We start from the raw sequence: 17,212 nt of genomic DNA on the forward strand, positions 1-17,212 counted from the left end.
ATCATTAATACCCCAGGCCCGGATTGCGCGGGCCGGGAGGGGTGTCCTCCACAAATGCCAAGGAGCCAAGGTGTCTGCGGCGCACACCACCTTGGCTCCTGCTGATGAGCACAACGCTCTAGGCTTTGGACCAGATTCTCGTGTTCAGGTTGAAGTCTTCGACTAGGGACAAAAAGGCGACCAGGTCCTCATAGATGGCCTTGGCTACCGCGTAGCCTCCGTCGTTCTTCTTATCGACCTGAAAACTGAAGCGGTCCTCGTCAAGTACGACCGCGAAATACATCCACGAGCCACGAAACGACACGGCGATGTTTTCGGAGTTCATCCGCGCAGCCGCATCGCTGATGGCCAGCATCAGTTGCGGGGTGATCAGATAGCGCGCTTCGGTTTGGTCGGTGGTCCAGCCAACGAAGCGTTCGGTGATGCCGGGATCCTCCAACGTCATTGGCGCCAGACCGGTTTTCGCGGCACTTTCCTCGGTGAAGTTCCGGATGGCCAGGTCGACCGGCCGGCGCGGCAGCAAATAGGTTCTGGAGGTGAACTCCTTGTGAAAGTCCGCCGCGAAGACGATCATCGACGGACCCATCTTCTCGACCGAGCTTTCGAACTGCGCGTATTTTTCCTTCACGGTCTTTCTGACCGAGGCGGGAACCAAACTCAACAGGGAGGAGTTCTGCAATGGGTCGCTTTGGTGCAGTTTCCAGTCACGTCCGTATTGCTCCCGGAGTTTACGCTCTCGAGTTCTGCGGGCCTGACGCTCGAGCCGCTGCTGGGCCTCTTCGCTGAGCTCGACCTTGGAACTCTGCCATTTGACGTCCGAGAGCATGAACTGGGTTTGCCCCAGAGTTCCGATGATGAAATCCTCCTGCGGGGCCCTGGCATCACGAATGAATCCGGCGTTGCTCAGGACGCTGACCGGCATCGATCCCTCCGGCGTGTATTTGGCGCTCAGACCCGCTTCCGAGCCGGTCACTGAAGAAACCCGCAACTGTTGCACCAGCTGCTCGACCATCGGTGCCACCACTTCTTGGGCGTGTTCTTCCGAAGCTGCCTCGAAATGCCTAATGCCGTAAATAACCGAGGGCGCGGCGAGCACGATCGCCAGGACGAATGCAATCATGCCTACGAGCCCGTCGCCGATGAACATGGAGCCCAGGGCCACAACGAACAGCAGCAGAGCGATGATGATCGGGATCATCAACAGTAGGCTCTTGCCTCCCCAGCGCCCCATCCACGCGGTTCGTTGAGAGAGATCCCCTGCCGACTCCTGCACCGTGGCCCAGACCGTTTCGAAGTCCGGAACTGAAATTCGAGTTTGCTCGCTCATGACTCAAGAAACCCTTCCAGGTCGTACTGGTTGCGCTTGCGCTGATCCGAGAGCTCAAACAGGTCATGCCCACCAAAGCCCAAAAGCCTGGCAATAATCACCGTCGGGAAGACCTGGCGCGACGTGTTGTAGTCCGTTGCTGCCCGGTTGTACACCCGGCGAGCTGCCTGCAACCGTTCCTCGGTCTCGTTGATGGTGCGTTGCAACAGTTCCACGTTCTGCGTGGTTTTCATCTCTGGATAGTTTTCCAGTGACGCCAGGGCTCCCGGCCCGGAGCCCAGCCCCTGAGGCTTCCCTGCCTCCGCGACGATTTTTTGCTGTGCGGCATCCATTGCGGTGTTCAGTTCCGTTTTTTCTGAAACACTCAGCTGCTCGATGGTGCGACCGGTGCGCAGTGACGTGCTCCCCAAGATGAGGTCCACTTCTTTCTTTACCACTCCAGCGACCGCGTCGGCTTGCGCCTTGATCTGATCAAACCTGTTTTCCAACGCAATATCGATCCCTTGCAGGGATTCTGTGGAGGAGTTTCTCTTCGTCACCAGCCGGTTGTAGACGACAATGGCCCATCCGATGATGAGAAGCACCAGGACTCCGATGATGATCGCCGGAGCCCAGGAAGCGAGTGATGAGTTGCCCATGAAATCACATCCTTAATAAATCCATCCATAGTGGCAAAACTTCCCAATACGCTACCAAACAAGCACACGGACTTCAGGAAGATGACGTGACCGCAACGACCCCGTGACCTCCGGGCGTTGAAGCTCCCCGCGGATCCGGGTGCTTTGGAATAAGAGCCGAAAGGGCGGCAGCAATGGCGCGTCGCCAATCCCTGCCAAGTCAGAGAGTTAGTACTTCCATTGGCTTGTTTCTCTGGCGACAGGTTCAAAGGAGCGGGCCTCGGGGTCTGTGCCGTTTGGTGATGCCGCCATGGCCACCCAAATGACAACTACGCCGTGCACGTCGAGAGCATGAAGCTCGTTCTTCAATACAACTGCGGACAATGCGCGCAAAAAAGCGGCCACCCATTCCAGAATGGAATGTGTGGCCGCTTCTCCTCACGGAAAGGGCCTTGATTCAGGCAATTTCCCGTCCGATCGACGCTGGCGTAAGCAGGGCCGATCAGCGAAAGGTTGTTCGGGGGGTACGGCTACCGGACCCACTTGGCCAGGGCGTCTGCTGAGACCCCGGCCAGCCACTTCTGCCACAGTGGACCGAAGGACACACGGCGCACTCCAAGGGAAGACAAGGCCGGTAGGTCACCCGCGCCGTGGCCCTTGACTGGATCGGCGGTGACGTTGAGAGGCACGCTCACGGCTTCCGCCAGCTGGCGGACCTGATCGGCGGTGCTCAGCCCCACCGGATAGACCGAGCGGGCACCGGCCTGTTCCATGAGCTTGATGCGCTCGGCGGCCTCTGCCAGCGGATCGGAGAACACGTCGGTGCCAAGTTTGACCGCGTCGGTGCGCCCGTTGATCACGAACGCGACCCCTGCCTCGTCGGCGGCCTGTCGAGCTGCGGCGATGTAGTCCGCATGTTCCTGGCGTTCCCGGACGCGTTTTCCTTCCGAATGCACCACGTCCTCGATGTTGGCGCCCACGGCGCCGACTTCCAGCAGACGCTGAATCAGCTCAGCCGGCTCCAGACCGTATCCGGATTCCACATCGGCGCTCACCGGCAGGTCGACCGAGTCAACGATGCGCTTGACCACCGCCAGGTAGTCCTGGAAGTCCATGTTCTCCCCGTCGGAACTTCCGATCGCGTCGGCCACAGGGTGGCTTCCGACGGTCAGTCCCTTGAAGCCGGCATCAGAAGCCATCTTCGCGCTCCACGTATCCCACACCGTGGGCAAAACGATTAGCTCGTTGGATGCGTGGGCATCGGCGAATACTTGAGCAAGCCGTGTTACGTCGGACATTTGATTCTCCTTCAGTTGGCTCAACAATCGTCAGCCTACCAGCCGGCCCACCAGGGGAATATGGCGCCAACCGGCCCGGTGCCACACCACGGCCACGAGGAGCACATGCGGCACATAGAGCTCGGCCGATCCCAGCTCGATACTCTGCCGGTGTTCGGACAGCAAGAACTCATGGGTTGCCGCAACGGCGCTGCGCCACACGGTAACCCGCTGCGCGAATTCTTCGAGTTCCCACACCTGCCGGATCACAACATCGTGGTACGCAGGCGCCATCATAGGATGACGTCAGCAGCCTCCCGGTTCACTGCGCCGCATTCCTGCAGCCCGACCATGGCAAACCCTCCCCTATCGACTCAAATCCGCGACCAGTCGCTGTGCCAGTTCTGCAGCGGACTTTGGATTTTGCCCAGAGTACAAGTTGCCGTCAACCACAACATAGGACCGCAACGGCAACCGTCCCTTGCTGTAGTTCACCCCCATTTCCTTCAGCTTGTCCTCCAACAGCCAAGGAGCCTTGCGGGCGAAGCTATTGAACAGCTCCTCACGGTTCGAAAGCCCAGTCATCCGCCGTCCACTGAAGGGAGAATGTCCCGCCTCATCGACGGTCGCCAGGACCGCGGCCGGGGCATGGCAAAGCAGCGCCAAAGGCCGACCGGACTCCAACCGTTCCCGCAGCAGTTCCCCAGATCGATGGTCGTAGGCCAGATCCTCCATCGGACCATGGCCTCCGGGGTAAAAGACAAGGTCGAAGTCATCAGCGGAAACCTGCTCAAGATCCACCGGCTGTTCCAGGACTGCAGACACGCGGGCCAGGTTCCGGCGCATCTTCTTGGTTGTTGAAGGCAGCCCGCCAGCCAGACCCAGACTGAGCTCATCGACCACCGGGGTTTTGCCGTCCGGCGTGGCCACCGTGACCTGCCATCCGGCATCGATGAAGGCGGTATACGGCACCACAAATTCCTCGGCCCAGAACCCCGTGGGGTGCCGGGTACCGTCTTTGAGCGTCCATACCTTGGCGGCGCTTAGAACCATGAGTACACGCGTCATTTCACTGACTCCTTTTCAACGATCCTGCAGATTGTTCGCGGGTCGGCCCTTGATGTCAGGGCGCCGACCCTTTGGTTTGTCCTGATCTTTCACGGTTGGCGGTCACAGCTCAATCCCCAGCAACCATGCTCAGGATTGGGTGGCCGGGACAATGGCCAGGATTGAAGCCCGAACCCGGCGCGCAACGTCGATCTCCGGTTCAGGCCGGTACTTGCCGTCCAAATGCAAAAACGCCAACCCATGAGCCAGCGCCCATAAAGCCGTCGACAATTCTGGTGAAGCGGCCGTGGGAAGCAGCGCGGCCAAAGCCTTATTCAAAACATCGTGCAGCGCCTGGGATGCCCGCACCCGCTCGCTGTCGGCCGTATCGCATTCGTTGCCGAACATGAGGCGGAATAGTGCGGGGTGACGCAACGCGAAGGCAACATAGCTCACCCCGAGGTCGGCCAGCACCTCACCTGGCGCCGATAAATTGCGGCTGTGCGCCGACAGGGTCTGCGTCAACGACTTTCCCAACTCCGCAAAGCCCTCGACGGCCACCGCGGAATCCAGTGCCTCACGGTCCGCGAAATGACGATAGGGGGCCGCCGGGGAAACTCCGGCGCGGCGTGCCACCGCTCGCATGGAGTAGGGCTCGCCAGCTTCCAGCATTTCCCTGGCCGCATTCACCAACGCCTCCCGCAGGTCTCCGTGATGATATTTACTGGGCGATGTTGACACCGCTAACTTCTCCTTTTATCTTTATGTAAGCACTGTAAACATAGCGTGTCCCGCCTCGCCAGTCCAGCCCTCCTCGGCTTCCCTCAGCGTCGCGAACGCGCAGCGAAAAAGGTATGGAATGCAAACAATTCTTGGCTCTACCGGACAAATAGCCACCGAACTGGCCCGCAACCTGCATCATTTTCACACCTCGGATCTGCGGCTGGTTAGCCGCAATCCACGTCGGGTCAACGCCACTGATACGCTGATGCCTGCCGATCTGTTGGATGTTGAACAAACTCACGCCGCAGTAGCCGGCAGCGACATCGTCTATTTCACTGCAGGGCTGCCAGCGGACACTGAACTCTGGGAAGCCCAGTTTCCCACCATGTTGAAAAACGCCCTGGACGCAACTAAGGCCACGGGTGCGAAATTTGTTTATTTCGACAACACTTACATGTATCCGCAGGATGGTGAACCGCAAGACGAAAACACTGCGTTCGCGCCAGTGGGACGCAAGGGCAAGGTCCGCGCCCAGATGACCAACCTGGTTCTTGCAGAAATCAAACACGGTCAGATTCCTGTTCTGATCGCCCGGGCTCCAGAATTCTACGGTCCGGGCCGCACCCAGAGCTTCACCAACAGCCTCGTCATCGAGCGGCTCCTGCAGGGACAGAGGGCCCTGGTGCCCGTACATGATGACCGCTTGCGCACACTGATATGGACTCCCGATGCGAGCCGAGCTCTGGCACTCTTGGGCAATACCCCCGACGCCTATGGACAGACCTGGCACCTGCCGGTCGATGACAACCGCGTGACCTACCGCCAATTCGTCACTTTAGCGTCCCAAGTCTTCAATTCTTCCCAGCATTACACGGTCCTGCCCCGCTGGGTGCTGAATGCCATGGGATTATTTTCGTCGAAAATACGCGAACTGCGCGAACTATTGCCCCGATACGCCACGGACAATATCTTTGAGACAACAAAGTTCATCATGCGCTTCCCGGATTTTAAGGTCACTACCTACAGTGAAGGGCTCAAGGCAATCCGCGAGGAATCCAATGCCATCCCGGGTGGCGGCACCAGGTAGAACAGTCCAAGACGTAGGCGCTGAGTCCGGCCCCGCGCCAGCAGACTTCCCGATCTGAGGATTCGTTATTCAAAGTGCACCGCCGCGGTCAGACTCGGATGACTCAGCCTGAACCGCGCGCGCACCCTGCCGTTCGTACATAATCGGTGCAATAATCCTGCGACGACCGGCGAGCGCGCCGCTGACCGACAGGATCGAATCCAATTGGCATAAGGATGACCCGTGAACACTGCCCAAGACTTCCAGCTGCGCGACGGACGCCGTACCAAGATTCATTTCTCTGGATCCCGGGAATCGGAAGCAAGAACGCTGGTCATGCATTATGGAACGCCGCATAGCGGGCAGCACCCTTCACCCCTCGTAGGATGCGCTACCGATCTCCAACTCCGTCTGGTCTCGGTGACACGGCCTGGTTTCCCCGGGGCTGAACGCCGAACCGGACGCACCGTCGCCGACAGCGCCAAAGACGTCATCGAAGTAGTCGACGAACTGGGAATTGAGCATTTTGCCACCGCCGGATATTCCGGTGGCGGGCCCCATGCACTCGCACTGGCGGCGCTGCTCGGCGAAAGGGTCACGGCAACGGCAGCGTTCGCCAGCCCGGCGCCCTTTGATCCGGTACCGTCCTGGTTTAAAGGCATGACCGGCGGGGGTGCCGGATTGCGGGCAGCAGCACAAGGTGTTGAGGCCAGAACGGCGTACCAGAGTACCGCCGAATTCCCTGCGGACAGCTTCACCGCGGCGGACTGGCAGGCCCTGTCTGGCCGTTGGGCCAGCATAGGTCAACAGGCACAAGCTGCAGCCGACGAAAGTGATAATGGGGAGATTGACGATGATCTCGCCTTTGCTTCGCCCTGGGGCGTGGACCTGCCTGGGATGTGCGGGGCGGTGGATCTCTATCAGGCAGTGGACGACCGTATCATTCCCCTGCATCACGTGGACCTGCTCGCCTCGATGATCCCACAGGCAAGGATTCACAAGATACACAGTTCCGGACACGTGGCCGTCCTCGATGAACTCCTGCCGTGGATGCGCAGCCTGGTTGCAGGGTAGTGCGCCGCGTGTGCGGCCCGACCCGGCCGGTGTCGGCACCGGCCCCAAGGAATGTAGGCTAATGAGAATGCGCCCGATTCTTCCAGCCGATTGGTCTGCCTGGCGCGCGCCCTCGCCGCTGGGTGGCCGTCGGCCCGACCGGTCCGATCTTGAGCATGCCCTTCGCTCCGACCTTGGCAGGGACGATGTGCTGCCCTACCCGACGGACGAGCAGTCCGCCGGGATGTTGCAGCTGCTCATGGTGGGCATCAATCCCAGCCCCTGGACCTCCGCCGTCAATGCGCCGTTTGCCCGGCCGGGAAACCGGTTCTGGCCCTCCCTGCACCTCGCTGACCTAACCGGTCGGCTGGTGGATGCTTCCCGGGGCCTGATCCCGGAGGATGAGCGGATGCTGGCCGAGCTCGGGTTGGGCATCACCAATCTGGTCGAGCGGCCCACCGCCCGGGCCGCCGAGCTCGCGGCCGCTGAACTACGCGAGGGCGCATCTCGGCTCGTTGAACGGGTGCAGGTGCTGCTTCCCAACGCGGTTGCCGTATTGGGCATCACGGCATTTCGGGCCGCGTTCGAACTGCCACGGGCCCAACTGGGCGAACAGGACGTCTCCGTCATTGGCCGCTGGCCCACGGATGTGCCGCTTTGGGTGGTGCCCAACCCCAGCGGCCTCAATGCCCACGAAACAACAGCGAGCCTTGCCGAGAAGTGGCGCCACGCGATGGCGGCAAGCACCGCGCGCCCTCCTTATCCTGGAGAGATGTGGTAGACCGATGAAGCGAGAAGCTGATCGACAGGAGAGTTCTTAAAGACCAGTGATCAGTGTGGCAACGTTCTCCAAAGCTAGCGGAATAAGCGTGTAATAGGACCAGGTTCCGCGCTTTTCGCGTGCCAGCAGACCGGAATCAACAAGGATCTTCAAGTGGTGTGAGACAGTTGGCTGACCCAGCTGCAACGGCTCGGTCAGATCGCAAACACAAGTGCCATCCGCCGGTCCGTTCTTCACGATCGAGAGCAGACGCAACCGGTTAGGATCAGCCAAGGCTTTCAAGACCCGGACCCGTTCCTGGGCAGCAACTTCACTCAACACCTCAGCGGCAGGCGCAGCGCAGCACGCGGCCTCAGCGGCCTCAGCGGCCGCCCCGCTCCTGGAGGTTGCAGTCATACAAGTGCACCCCATCTAGATTGACATTCTTCGATGCAAACAATCATACTCGAACCGAAACTGAATATCGATGAATATCAATATTGTGTAAGGATGTCTTCGTGTCGTCACCGACCACGCCGCAGACTCAACAAGTTTCCGGCAAACTCTCTACTCTTAACCGCTTCCTGCCCGTCTGGATTCTACTGGCCATGGGACTGGGACTGGGGTTGGGCCGACTCATCCCTTCCTTGGGGCAAGCCGTGGATTCGGTGCAGGTCGCCGGAGTCTCCCTGCCGATTGCCTTAGGGCTGCTGGTGATGATGTACCCGGTGCTGGCCAAGGTGCGCTACAACGAAACCGGCCACGTCCTAGCGGATAAAAAACTCATGATCACCTCCCTGGTGATCAACTGGCTGCTGGCGCCGGCCTTCATGTTCCTGCTCGCCTGGGTGTTTCTGCCCGACCTTCCCGAATACCGCACCGGACTGATCATCGTCGGGCTGGCCCGCTGCATCGCCATGGTGCTGATCTGGAACGACCTGGCCTGCGGCGACCGGGAAGCCGCCGCCGTGCTGGTGGCCATCAACTCGGTGTTCCAGGTTTTCGCCTTCGGAGTGCTGGGCTGGTTCTACCTCCAAGTCCTGCCCACCTGGCTGGGCCTGCCCACCACCAGCGCAGAGTTCTCCATCGGGGCCATCACTCTCTCGGTGCTCGTGTTCCTCGGGATCCCGCTGCTGGCCGGATTCCTCACCCGCACCTTCGGGGAAAAAGCCAAGGGACGCGACTGGTACGAGAACACCTTCCTGCCCAAGATCGGCCCCTGGGCGCTCTACGGCCTGCTATTCACCATCGTGCTGCTCTTCGCGCTGCAAGGGGACACCATCATCAGCAAACCCTGGGACGTGGCCCGCATGGCACTGCCGCTACTGGTGTACTTCGCCGTAGTGTTCGCCGCCGGAATGCTCATTGGCCGGATGCTGAACCTTGGCTATGAGCGCACCACCACGCTAGCCTTTACCGCCGCAGGCAACAACTTCGAGTTGGCCATCGCGGTGGCCATCGCGACCTTCGGGGCCACCAGCGGCCAAGCCTTGGCCGGGGTCGTCGGTCCGCTGATCGAAGTCCCGATCCTCATCGCCCTGGTCTATGTGGCGCTCTGGTCGCGCAAATTCTTCCCCACTGCTTCTCTGCCGTTGAAAGGCTGAACCATGAATACCAAACCCTCTGTTTTATTCGTTTGCGTTCACAACGCCGGACGCTCGCAAATGGCCGCCGCCTACCTCCAGCACCTTGCCGAAGGCCAGATCGAGGTCCGCTCCGCCGGGTCCGTGCCGGCTGATCAGGTGAACCCCGCAGCGGTGGAAGCGATGCGGGAAGAAGGCATCGACATGTCCACTGACATCCCGAAGATCCTGACCACCGAAGCGGTGCAAGCCTCGGACGTGGTCATCACCATGGGCTGCGGCGACACCTGCCCCATCTTCCCGGGCAAACGCTACGAGGACTGGAAACTCGAGGACCCCGCCGGTCAAGGCGTGGAGTCGGTACGCCCGATCCGCGATGAGATCCGCACCCGTATTGAAACCCTCATCGGCGAACTACTTCCCCTGCGTTAGGAGCAACCCCTCATGATCACTGATCATCCCGTCCTCATCATTGGTGCGGGCCCTATCGGGTTAGCCACCGCTGCGCACCTGCGCGAACGCGATCAGCACGTTCTCGTCCTGGAATCCGGTGACCATGCCGGAGCGGCCATGAGCCAATGGGCACACATCAAGCTGTTTTCCCCGTGGAAATTCAACGTCAATGCCGCAGCACGCCGCCTGCTAGAAACCCCCACGGACACCTACCCCGGTGACTGGGCCATGCCAAGGGAAACCTCGCTGCCCACCGGCGGCGAACTGGTGGAAAACTATCTCAAGCCGCTGGCCGCGCATCCCGAGCTGGCCCCGGTAATCCGCTACCAACACCGCGTCACAGGGATTTCCCGACTCACCGAAACCGGGCTGGGGCTGGATAAGACCCGTACGAACGGACGCGAGCAAGCGTTGTTCCTGGTACGCGTTCAAACTCCAGAAGGTGCCCAGGACTTCACCGCCAGGGCCGTCATTGACGCCTCCGGCACCTGGAATACTTCCAACCCGGTCGGACGGGCAGGACTCAGCGCCCCAGGAGAAGCCGAAGCTCACGCGCAGGGCCGCATAATCTCGCCGCTGCCTGATCCGCTGGGCGTTGATCGGCAATTACTGGCCGGCAAGATCGTCCTAGTGCTCGGGGCAGGTCATTCGGCTGCGAACACCCTCATCTCCCTGGGACGGCTCAAGCGAGAACATGAGGACACCCAGATCCTGTGGGGCCTGCGCGGGACCGCTAATCCAATCAAGCTCTACGGCGGCGGGGCGGCCGATCAGTTGCCTGCTCGCGGGCAGCTCGGTACGAGCCTGCGCCGTTTTGTCGACACCGAACAAATCACTCTCCTGGAAAACATAGCGATCACCGACCTGACTCCGGGCGAGCGGTTGCACGTACAGCTCTTTGACGGACGAGAACTGGATGTGGATTACCTTGTCCCTGCCACTGGTTTCCGTCCCGATCTGAGCATCCTTTCCGAGCTGCGTTTGGAACTTGACCCAGCGGTGGAAGCGCCTCGTCAGCTTGGCCCGCTCATCGACCCTGAATTCCATAGCTGCGGCACGGTCAGCGCCCACGGCGAACAGGTGCTGGCGCACCCTGAACCGAACTTCTATATTGTCGGCATGAAGAGCTACGGACGTGCACCGACCTTCCTCATGGCCACCGGCTACGAGCAGGTTCGCTCCATCAGCGCGCACCTCGCCGGGGATACCACCGCGGCTTCCACCGTCGGGCTAGACCTGCCTGAGACTGGCGTCTGCTCCACCGACCTCGACGGTTCCTACGATGCTGCGTCCATCGACGCGACAAGCTGTGAGACTGCTGAGTCTGGACGGACTGGTTGTTTCTGCTGATCCGCAACCGGCGACTCTCGGGTTCCCTACCGGAACACTGCACGATTTCACCGAGCCTCGATCCACGAAATGTCGCGTGGGGGTAGCCCCGTTGAATGCCTCGGACCATGGCTACCCACAGTGAGCCCGAACGACGAACACGTGTTAGTTGAAGATTCCATGTTGGTGCTCTTGGCCATGGTGGATCGATGGAGATCTATGAAAGTGATACCAGTAGGTGTTGGTGGCTCTCCAGCTTGGGGGTTCCTGAAGGCACTTGATGCGGCTCGGCTTCCATGCGGAGTACGCAAGTAGCTACTGGTCATCACCGCCAAACCGCCGTTGACCGCCCGGACTTGTTGCTCAGATCGGCCAGCCGGCCGGAGTGCGACTGGCAGAACCCTGCGGCTTGTCCGTCCACCCTTGCCCGGCAGCTTCCGAGGCGTTAGATTGATCAGCATTCGACGACGCCGTCTGGAGGCACTTTCCGTGGGGCATCAGTTACATTTCACAGTCGACGGCCAGGAGCACACATTGCCCCTGGACCCCCGAACCACCCTGCTCGACGCACTGCGCGACCGGCTGGGGGTGATGTCTGCGAAGAAAGGGTGCGACCACGGTCAGTGCGGCGCGTGCACGGTCCTGGTCAACGGGCGGCGGCTGAACTCATGCCTGGCGCTGGCGCTCTCCTACGACGGAGCCGAGATCACCACCGCCGACGGCCTGACCGAGGCAGGTGAGCTCTCCGGACTGCACCGGGCGTTCCTGGAACAGGACGCCTTCCAGTGCGGCTACTGCACTCCCGGACAGGTGTGCTCGGCCGCCGGGGTCATTCAGGAGGCCGCCGACCAGGCGCCCAGTGTGGTCACCGAGGACCTGCAGGCACCGGTGGAACTGACCGACGCGGAAATCCGCGAGCGGATGAGTGGGAACCTGTGCCGGTGCGGGGCCTACATCAACATCGTGGCCGCGGTCCGCCAGGCTGCCGAGGATCCGCGATGAAACCTTTCGAGTATCAGCGCGTGAGCGACCCCAACGATGCCGTGGCGGCCGTGGCAGGGAATCCCAAGGCGAAGTTCCTGGCCGGCGGCACCAACCTGGTTGACCACCTCAAGCTGGGAATCACCACCCCCGAACTGCTGGTGGACATCAGCCGCCTGGACCTGACCGAGGTGGAAGAACTGGAGAACCAGGGCCTGCGGCTGGGCGCCATGGTGCGCAACAGCGACGCGGCCGCCCACCCGCTGATCCGCCGGAACTACCCCGTACTCTCCCGGGCGCTGCTCTCCGGTGCCTCGGGACAGCTGCGCAACGCCGCCACCACCGGCGGGAATCTGCTGCAGCGCACCCGCTGCGTGTACTTCCAGGACCTATCCACTGCGTGTAACAAGCGGGAGCCGGGTAGCGGCTGCTCTGCCCTGGACGGGTATACCCGCTATCACGCGATCCTCGGTGCCTCACCACACTGCATTGCCACCCACCCCTCGGATATGGCGGTCGCCCTGACCGCCCTGAATGCCACCGTGGTGGTGTGGGGGCCGGACGGGGAACGGCGCATCCCGATCAGCAAGCTGTACCGCCTGCCCGAAGATCATCCCGAACGTGACACCGTGCTGGAGCACGGGGAGCTGATTACCGCGGTGGAACTGCCGCCGCCCTCCGGTGCGCGCTCCACCTACCGAAAGATCCGCGACCGCGCCTCATATGCCTTCGCCCTGGTATCGGTGGCCGCCCTGGTTGACGTCGATGACTCCGGGCCTACCCCGCTGATCCGCGACGTGGCCATTGCCCTGGGCGGGGTGGCGCACAAGCCATGGCGTGCCGAACGCGCCGAGGCGATCCTGCGCGGCAGCGAACCGAGCCTGGAGGCTTTTCGGCGGGCGGCGGACGCCGAACTTCAAGGCGCCGAACCGGTAGCGGGCAACGCCTTCAAGGTCCAGATGGCCCGTGGGGCCATCACCACGGTGCTCGCAGAACTGACGGATCTACAGGAGGCCGACCATGAGTGATCCGCTGAAGGTTTCCTCAATCGGGACCCAACCGGTGCGTTTGGACGGCCCGGACAAGGTGCGCGGCCGCGCCCCCTACGCCTACGAGCATGAAGTCGAAGACCCCCTGTTCCTCTACCCGGTTCAGGCCGAAATCGCCCGTGGGAAGGTGGTGAACCTGTCCACTGCGGCGGCCGAGGCGGCCGAGGGCGTGGTGCACGTACTCACCGCCCAGAACGCTCCGGCCCTCAAGGACACGGAAGACGGTGAACTGGCGATCCTGCAGTCCCCCGAGGTCCGTTTCCGGGGGCAGTACCTGGGCGCGGTCATCGCCACCACCCCCGAGCAGGCCCGCAGCGCCGCGGACCTTATCGAAATCGGCTATGAACGCGAAGACCACGACGTCCAACTGCGCAAGGACCATCCCGGGGCGCGGAAGCCGCAGTCCGGCGGGGGTGACGTCACCGAGGGCGACTTCGATGCCGCCTTCGCCAAGGCCGAGGTGAGCATAGACGCCTGGTACAGCACGCCAATGGAACACAACAACCCGATGGAGCCGCACACCACGGTGGCCAAATGGGACGGCAGCACGCTGACGCTGTGGACCTCAACCCAGGGCGTACACCCCGCCCGGACGGCGATTGCCCCGGTGCTGGGACTGGACCCGGAACAGATCCGTATCATCTCCCCGCACGTGGGCGGCGGATTCGGGTCCAAGGGCGTGCCGCACGCGGACATGATGCTCACCGCGCAGGCCGCCCGCGCACTGCCCGGACGCACCGTGAAGTATGCGGTCTCCCGGCAGCAGATGTTCTCCATCACCGGATACCGTGCCCCCACCCTGCAGCACATCCGGTTGGGTGCGGGGGCCGACGGGCAAATCACCGCCTTTGGTTTTGATGCCTTGTCAATGTCCTCCCACACCAAGGAATTCCCGGAGGAGGCAACCAAACCGGCCCGCATGATGTACGCCGGGGAGCATCGCCGGCTGACCCAGCGTGTGGTCCCCCTGGATGTGCCGGTCCCGTCCTGGATGCGCGCTCCAGGGGAGGCTCCGGGCATGGTGGGCCTGGAGATTGCCATGGACGAGCTGGCCGTGGCCTGCGGCATCGATCCCATTGAGCTTCGGGTGCGCAATGACCCACAGACCGACCCGGACACCGGGTTGCCGTTCAACCAGCGCCGGCTCGTGGACTGTCTGCGCGAAGGTGCCAGGCGCTTTGGCTGGGCCGCGCGCAGCGCGCAGCCGGGCACCCGGCGGGAGAACGGGTGGCTGATCGGGTTGGGAGTGGCTTCCTCCACCTACCCGGCCAGCCGACAGCCCGGATCCGTCGCCCGGATCCGGCGTGTACAGGACGGCTACCAGGTGACCATCGGCGCCGCGGACCTGGGCACCGGTACCTGGACCGCTCTCACACAGGTCGCCGCCGACGCCCTGCAGGTTCCACTGGAGCAGATTCAGCTGCAGATCGGTGACACCAGCCTGCCCAACGCCACGGTGGCCGGCGGTTCCACCGGCCTGGCCAGTTGGAGCGCCGCGGTCCTCGCCGGGGCCGAGGCGCTGCGCGCCGAGCACGGCCGCGACCCGGCGGTCGGGGCCGAGGCCCAGGGCGAGGCCAAGAAGAACCCGGCGGCCGAAAAATGGGCGATGCACTCCTTCGGCGCCCAGTTCGCCCAGGTGCGAATCCAAGAATCCACCGGTGAAATCCGGATGGACCGGATGCTCGGTGTCTTCTCGGCCGGGCGGATCGTGAACCCGCGCACCGCCCGATCCCAGTTCATCGGTGGGATGACCATGGGTCTGGGCATGGCGCTGCATGAAAAGAGTGAACTGGATCCGCGGTTTGGACACGTGGTGAACCATGACCTGGCAGAGTACCACGTCCCGGTCAACGCGGACGTGCCCGAAATCGAGGTGTCCTGGCTGGATGAGGAGGATCCACTGGCTGGCCCCGTCGGTGCGCGCGGCATTGGCGAGATCGGCATAGTGGGCGCGGCCGCCGCCATCGCGAACGCGGCCTACAACGCCACCGGGGTGCGGGTCAGGGAGCTTCCGTTGTTTGGCGATGCGTTCCTCCCGCGATGAGCCGCGCCGTGGGCCCGGGCTGACTCCGGTACCGCCCGGCCCGGTGGGGCTCGTGCTGGCCGCCGGGGCGGGCCGTCGCCTGGGCCGGGGGCCGAAGGCCCTGCTGCAGATCCACGGGGTTCCGCTGGTGGCCGCACTGGCCGGAACCCTGCTCGCCGGGGGCTGCTCCGAGATCGTGGTGGTCACCGGCGCCGGAGCCGAGGACGTCGCGAAGGCCCTGGCCGGCGAGGCCCGGGTGCGCACGGTCCACAATCCCCGCTGGAGGCAGGGCATGGGCACCTCCCTGCGCTGCGGGCTGCAGGCCATCGGGTCTCACCTGGATGTCATGGTGACCCCCGTGGACCGTCCGGGCATCACTGCCGCGGAAGTCGGCAGGATCATCGCCGCCCACCGGCCCGGGCGGATCACTGCGGCGGCCCACCAGGATCCGGACGGGCGGCTGCGCCGCGGCCACCCGGTTCTTTTCGACGCGTCCTGGTGCCCCGCGGCGAGCGCCGCGGCCCACGCCGACGTGGGAGCCCGCAAACTGCTCAGCCAGCGCGGTGACGTGGTCGACCTCATTGACTGTTCGGACCTGGAGGACGGTGCAGACCTGGACGTCCCGGCGGATCTTGCGCGGTGGGTCGGATCCCCGGCCCCGGCTTCAACCCCCGGGAGTACTGGGGTGTAGCGGCTGGGTTCCGTGGCTCAGCGGAAGGATCTGCGCTTGCCCGCCTTGAACGGCCAGGATCTCGGCCAGGATCGAGACGGCCACCTCGGCGGGGGTCTGTGCGCCCAATCCCAGTCCTATCGGGGAATGCAAACGCTCCAGTGCCTGGTCATCCACTCCCGCCTGCCGCAGGGCGCAGCGCCGGTCGCGGTCACTGCGCCGTGAGCCCATCGCCCCGACGTAGCCGACCCCCAGCCCCAACGCGAACTGCAACGCCGGAATGTCGATTTTTGGATCATGGGTGAGAATGCAGATCATGCTGCGTACATCCAAGTCCCCGGCGTCGGCGGCCCGAGCCAGGAAATGGTGCGGCCAGGCCTGCGCCACCTCGGCGCCGGGAAATGCCGCTGGATCGGCGAACGCGGAGCGCGGATCACACACGGTGATCCGGTAGCCCAGCGGCCGGGCGGCCTCCACCAGCGCCTGCCCGAAGGCGTTCGCCCCGACAACCACCAGATGTGCCGGAGTTACCCGGCTTTCAACGAACAGCTCGAGCCGTACCCTGTTGTCCCCCGGGACGGCGATCCGCACGGTTCCCGTCCGCTCATTCCGGATCATGGCCGCCGTCTGACTGGCAGCCGCAGGCAACGCCGCGGGTGGAACCAGTGGTTCCAAAGCGGCCAGCAGCTCGTTCTCGTCGTTGGCCCGAACTTCAACGGCGTGGCTGGCGTGTTCCCGGTCTGCGGAGGGAAGCGGCATGATCACCGCCACCGGGTCGGCCTGGCTGGCCGACCGGGCCAGACCCCGGCCCCCGGCGAGGAAGGGCTGCACCAGGACCTCGATGGCCCCGCCGCACATCAGGCCAACGGCGAAGGCGTCCTCATCGCTGTACCCGAAGGCGTGTACGGCCGGCTCACCGCTGGCCAGGGCGTCTTGGCAGGCCTCGAACACGGCGCCCTCGACGCAGCCTCCGCTCAGGGAACCCTGGACCGCTCCCGTCGAGTCGACGAGCATGGAGGTTCCGACGGGCCGAGGGGCGGAGCCCTGGACCGCGACGATGGTCGCGACCGCGACATCCCGCGGATTGTCTAGGTCGAAGAGCCGCTGCTGTGCGGCAAACAGAATGTCCAGCACAGTGCACAGCCTATCCTGGCTTCAGCGCAGGCATAGCCGCTCGCAGCTTTCTTCAAGAGAGCGATAACCGGAAGGCCCAGCGTCCCGGCGGAGACAGTGCCGTTCCGTCCAACGACCAAG

The 17,212-nt window shown here is 63.1% G+C and carries 18 protein-coding genes; 10 read left to right on the plus strand and 8 right to left on the minus strand.

What is annotated here, in order from left to right:
* Positions 1 to 118: 118 nt before the first annotated feature.
* The 6 genes from GcLGCM259_RS10145 to GcLGCM259_RS10170 all read right to left on the minus strand — a co-directional run bounded on the left by GcLGCM259_RS10145 (position 119) and on the right by GcLGCM259_RS10170 (position 5,009).
* Entirely contained in the window at positions 119 to 1,327 is a 1,209-nt protein-coding gene (locus GcLGCM259_RS10145; RefSeq protein WP_138926538.1) for a DUF3137 domain-containing protein, read from the minus strand.
* On the minus strand, positions 1,324 to 1,965 hold the full coding sequence (locus tag GcLGCM259_RS10150) for a LemA family protein (RefSeq protein ID WP_138926539.1): 642 nt from the start codon (positions 1,963 to 1,965) through the stop codon (positions 1,324 to 1,326). Before GcLGCM259_RS10150 ends, GcLGCM259_RS10145 begins: the two co-directional genes overlap by 4 nt.
* Before the next feature lie 509 nt (positions 1,966 to 2,474).
* Positions 2,475 to 3,242, minus strand: a complete 768-nt coding sequence (locus GcLGCM259_RS10155) for an isocitrate lyase/PEP mutase family protein (protein WP_138926540.1) — start codon at positions 3,240 to 3,242, stop codon at positions 2,475 to 2,477.
* Positions 3,243 to 3,272: 30 nt separating this feature from the next.
* Entirely contained in the window at positions 3,273 to 3,491 is a 219-nt protein-coding gene (locus GcLGCM259_RS10160) for a GNAT family protein (protein WP_175419391.1), read from the minus strand.
* Between the two features lie 96 nt (positions 3,492 to 3,587).
* Complete coding sequence (locus GcLGCM259_RS10165; protein ID WP_138926542.1) at positions 3,588 to 4,289, minus strand: type 1 glutamine amidotransferase domain-containing protein; 702 nt, start codon at positions 4,287 to 4,289, stop codon at positions 3,588 to 3,590.
* 129 nt (positions 4,290 to 4,418) lie between these two features.
* Positions 4,419 to 5,009, minus strand: a complete 591-nt coding sequence (locus tag GcLGCM259_RS10170) for a TetR/AcrR family transcriptional regulator (RefSeq protein ID WP_138926543.1) — start codon at positions 5,007 to 5,009, stop codon at positions 4,419 to 4,421.
* Positions 5,010 to 5,127: 118 nt separating this feature from the next.
* On the opposite strand from GcLGCM259_RS10170, the gene GcLGCM259_RS10175 reads away from it, so the two are divergent.
* From GcLGCM259_RS10175 to GcLGCM259_RS10185, 3 genes are all read left to right on the plus strand, one after another.
* Complete coding sequence (locus GcLGCM259_RS10175; protein WP_138926544.1) at positions 5,128 to 6,078, plus strand: NAD-dependent epimerase/dehydratase family protein; 951 nt, start codon at positions 5,128 to 5,130, stop codon at positions 6,076 to 6,078.
* A 222-nt stretch (positions 6,079 to 6,300) separates the two neighbouring features.
* Entirely contained in the window at positions 6,301 to 7,131 is an 831-nt protein-coding gene (locus GcLGCM259_RS10180; RefSeq protein WP_138926545.1) for an alpha/beta fold hydrolase, read from the plus strand.
* A gap of 67 nt (positions 7,132 to 7,198) precedes the next feature.
* The gene (locus GcLGCM259_RS10185; RefSeq protein ID WP_138926546.1) at positions 7,199 to 7,891 is read left to right on the plus strand and encodes a mismatch-specific DNA-glycosylase; all 693 of its coding nucleotides are present in this window, start codon (positions 7,199 to 7,201) and stop codon (positions 7,889 to 7,891) included.
* 36 nt (positions 7,892 to 7,927) lie between these two features.
* On the opposite strand, the gene GcLGCM259_RS10190 is transcribed toward GcLGCM259_RS10185, so the two are convergent.
* Positions 7,928 to 8,287 carry an ArsR/SmtB family transcription factor gene (locus GcLGCM259_RS10190; protein ID WP_138926547.1) on the minus strand — a complete coding sequence of 120 codons (360 nt, stop codon included), beginning with the start codon at positions 8,285 to 8,287 and terminating at the stop codon, positions 7,928 to 7,930.
* A gap of 191 nt (positions 8,288 to 8,478) precedes the next feature.
* Here GcLGCM259_RS10190 and arsB point away from each other — a divergent pair, with 191 nt between their 5' ends.
* The 7 genes from arsB to GcLGCM259_RS10225 all read left to right on the plus strand — a co-directional run bounded on the left by arsB (position 8,479) and on the right by GcLGCM259_RS10225 (position 15,979).
* A complete protein-coding gene (gene arsB / locus GcLGCM259_RS10195) occupies positions 8,479 to 9,474 on the plus strand; it encodes an ACR3 family arsenite efflux transporter (RefSeq protein ID WP_246049523.1) in 996 nt (331 codons plus the stop codon).
* A gap of 3 nt (positions 9,475 to 9,477) precedes the next feature.
* A complete protein-coding gene (locus GcLGCM259_RS10200; protein WP_138926549.1) occupies positions 9,478 to 9,885 on the plus strand; it encodes an arsenate reductase ArsC in 408 nt (135 codons plus the stop codon).
* Between the two features lie 12 nt (positions 9,886 to 9,897).
* Positions 9,898 to 11,256: an FAD-dependent oxidoreductase gene (locus GcLGCM259_RS10205; protein ID WP_138926550.1), complete on the plus strand. Its 1,359-nt coding sequence runs from the start codon at positions 9,898 to 9,900 to the stop codon at positions 11,254 to 11,256.
* A 468-nt stretch (positions 11,257 to 11,724) separates the two neighbouring features.
* A complete protein-coding gene (locus GcLGCM259_RS10210) occupies positions 11,725 to 12,237 on the plus strand; it encodes a 2Fe-2S iron-sulfur cluster-binding protein (RefSeq protein WP_138926551.1) in 513 nt (170 codons plus the stop codon).
* The gene (locus GcLGCM259_RS10215) at positions 12,234 to 13,244 is read left to right on the plus strand and encodes an FAD binding domain-containing protein (protein ID WP_138926552.1); all 1,011 of its coding nucleotides are present in this window, start codon (positions 12,234 to 12,236) and stop codon (positions 13,242 to 13,244) included. Before GcLGCM259_RS10210 ends, GcLGCM259_RS10215 begins: the two co-directional genes overlap by 4 nt.
* On the plus strand, positions 13,237 to 15,309 hold the full coding sequence (locus GcLGCM259_RS10220; protein ID WP_138926553.1) for a molybdopterin cofactor-binding domain-containing protein: 2,073 nt from the start codon (positions 13,237 to 13,239) through the stop codon (positions 15,307 to 15,309). Before GcLGCM259_RS10215 ends, GcLGCM259_RS10220 begins: the two co-directional genes overlap by 8 nt.
* Positions 15,290 to 15,979, plus strand: coding sequence for a nucleotidyltransferase family protein (locus tag GcLGCM259_RS10225; RefSeq protein ID WP_138927227.1), 690 nt, complete (start codon positions 15,290 to 15,292; stop codon positions 15,977 to 15,979). The genes GcLGCM259_RS10220 and GcLGCM259_RS10225 overlap by 20 nt, the downstream gene beginning before the upstream one ends.
* On the opposite strand, the gene GcLGCM259_RS10230 is transcribed toward GcLGCM259_RS10225, so the two are convergent.
* Positions 15,953 to 17,092: an XdhC family protein gene (locus GcLGCM259_RS10230; protein ID WP_138926554.1), complete on the minus strand. Its 1,140-nt coding sequence runs from the start codon at positions 17,090 to 17,092 to the stop codon at positions 15,953 to 15,955. The genes GcLGCM259_RS10225 and GcLGCM259_RS10230 overlap by 27 nt on opposite strands.
* Between the last annotated feature and the right edge of the window lie 120 nt (positions 17,093 to 17,212).

Origin of the sequence: Glutamicibacter creatinolyticus (genome assembly GCF_006094275.1) — a bacterium.
Taxonomy (GTDB): Bacteria; Actinomycetota; Actinomycetes; order Actinomycetales; family Micrococcaceae; genus Glutamicibacter; species Glutamicibacter creatinolyticus.

What these genes read in the sequence shown, in the direction of transcription:
- GcLGCM259_RS10225 (WP_138927227.1), top strand. Translation starts at nt 15,290, where the DNA reads ATGCGTTCCTCCCGCGATGAGCCGCGCCGTGGGCCCGGGCTGACTCCG.
- GcLGCM259_RS10175 (WP_138926544.1), top strand. Translation starts at nt 5,128, where the DNA reads ATGCAAACAATTCTTGGCTCTACCGGACAAATAGCCACCGAACTGGCC.
- GcLGCM259_RS10150 (WP_138926539.1), bottom strand. Translation starts at nt 1,965, where the DNA reads ATGGGCAACTCATCACTCGCTTCCTGGGCTCCGGCGATCATCATCGGA.
- GcLGCM259_RS10215 (WP_138926552.1), top strand. Translation starts at nt 12,234, where the DNA reads ATGAAACCTTTCGAGTATCAGCGCGTGAGCGACCCCAACGATGCCGTG.
- GcLGCM259_RS10190 (WP_138926547.1), bottom strand. Translation starts at nt 8,287, where the DNA reads ATGACTGCAACCTCCAGGAGCGGGGCGGCCGCTGAGGCCGCTGAGGCC.
- GcLGCM259_RS10145 (WP_138926538.1), bottom strand. Translation starts at nt 1,327, where the DNA reads ATGAGCGAGCAAACTCGAATTTCAGTTCCGGACTTCGAAACGGTCTGG.
- GcLGCM259_RS10200 (WP_138926549.1), top strand. Translation starts at nt 9,478, where the DNA reads ATGAATACCAAACCCTCTGTTTTATTCGTTTGCGTTCACAACGCCGGA.
- GcLGCM259_RS10220 (WP_138926553.1), top strand. Translation starts at nt 13,237, where the DNA reads ATGAGTGATCCGCTGAAGGTTTCCTCAATCGGGACCCAACCGGTGCGT.
- GcLGCM259_RS10185 (WP_138926546.1), top strand. Translation starts at nt 7,199, where the DNA reads ATGCGCCCGATTCTTCCAGCCGATTGGTCTGCCTGGCGCGCGCCCTCG.
- arsB (WP_246049523.1), top strand. Translation starts at nt 8,479, where the DNA reads ATGGGACTGGGACTGGGGTTGGGCCGACTCATCCCTTCCTTGGGGCAA.
- GcLGCM259_RS10155 (WP_138926540.1), bottom strand. Translation starts at nt 3,242, where the DNA reads ATGTCCGACGTAACACGGCTTGCTCAAGTATTCGCCGATGCCCACGCA.
- GcLGCM259_RS10205 (WP_138926550.1), top strand. Translation starts at nt 9,898, where the DNA reads ATGATCACTGATCATCCCGTCCTCATCATTGGTGCGGGCCCTATCGGG.
- GcLGCM259_RS10165 (WP_138926542.1), bottom strand. Translation starts at nt 4,289, where the DNA reads ATGACGCGTGTACTCATGGTTCTAAGCGCCGCCAAGGTATGGACGCTC.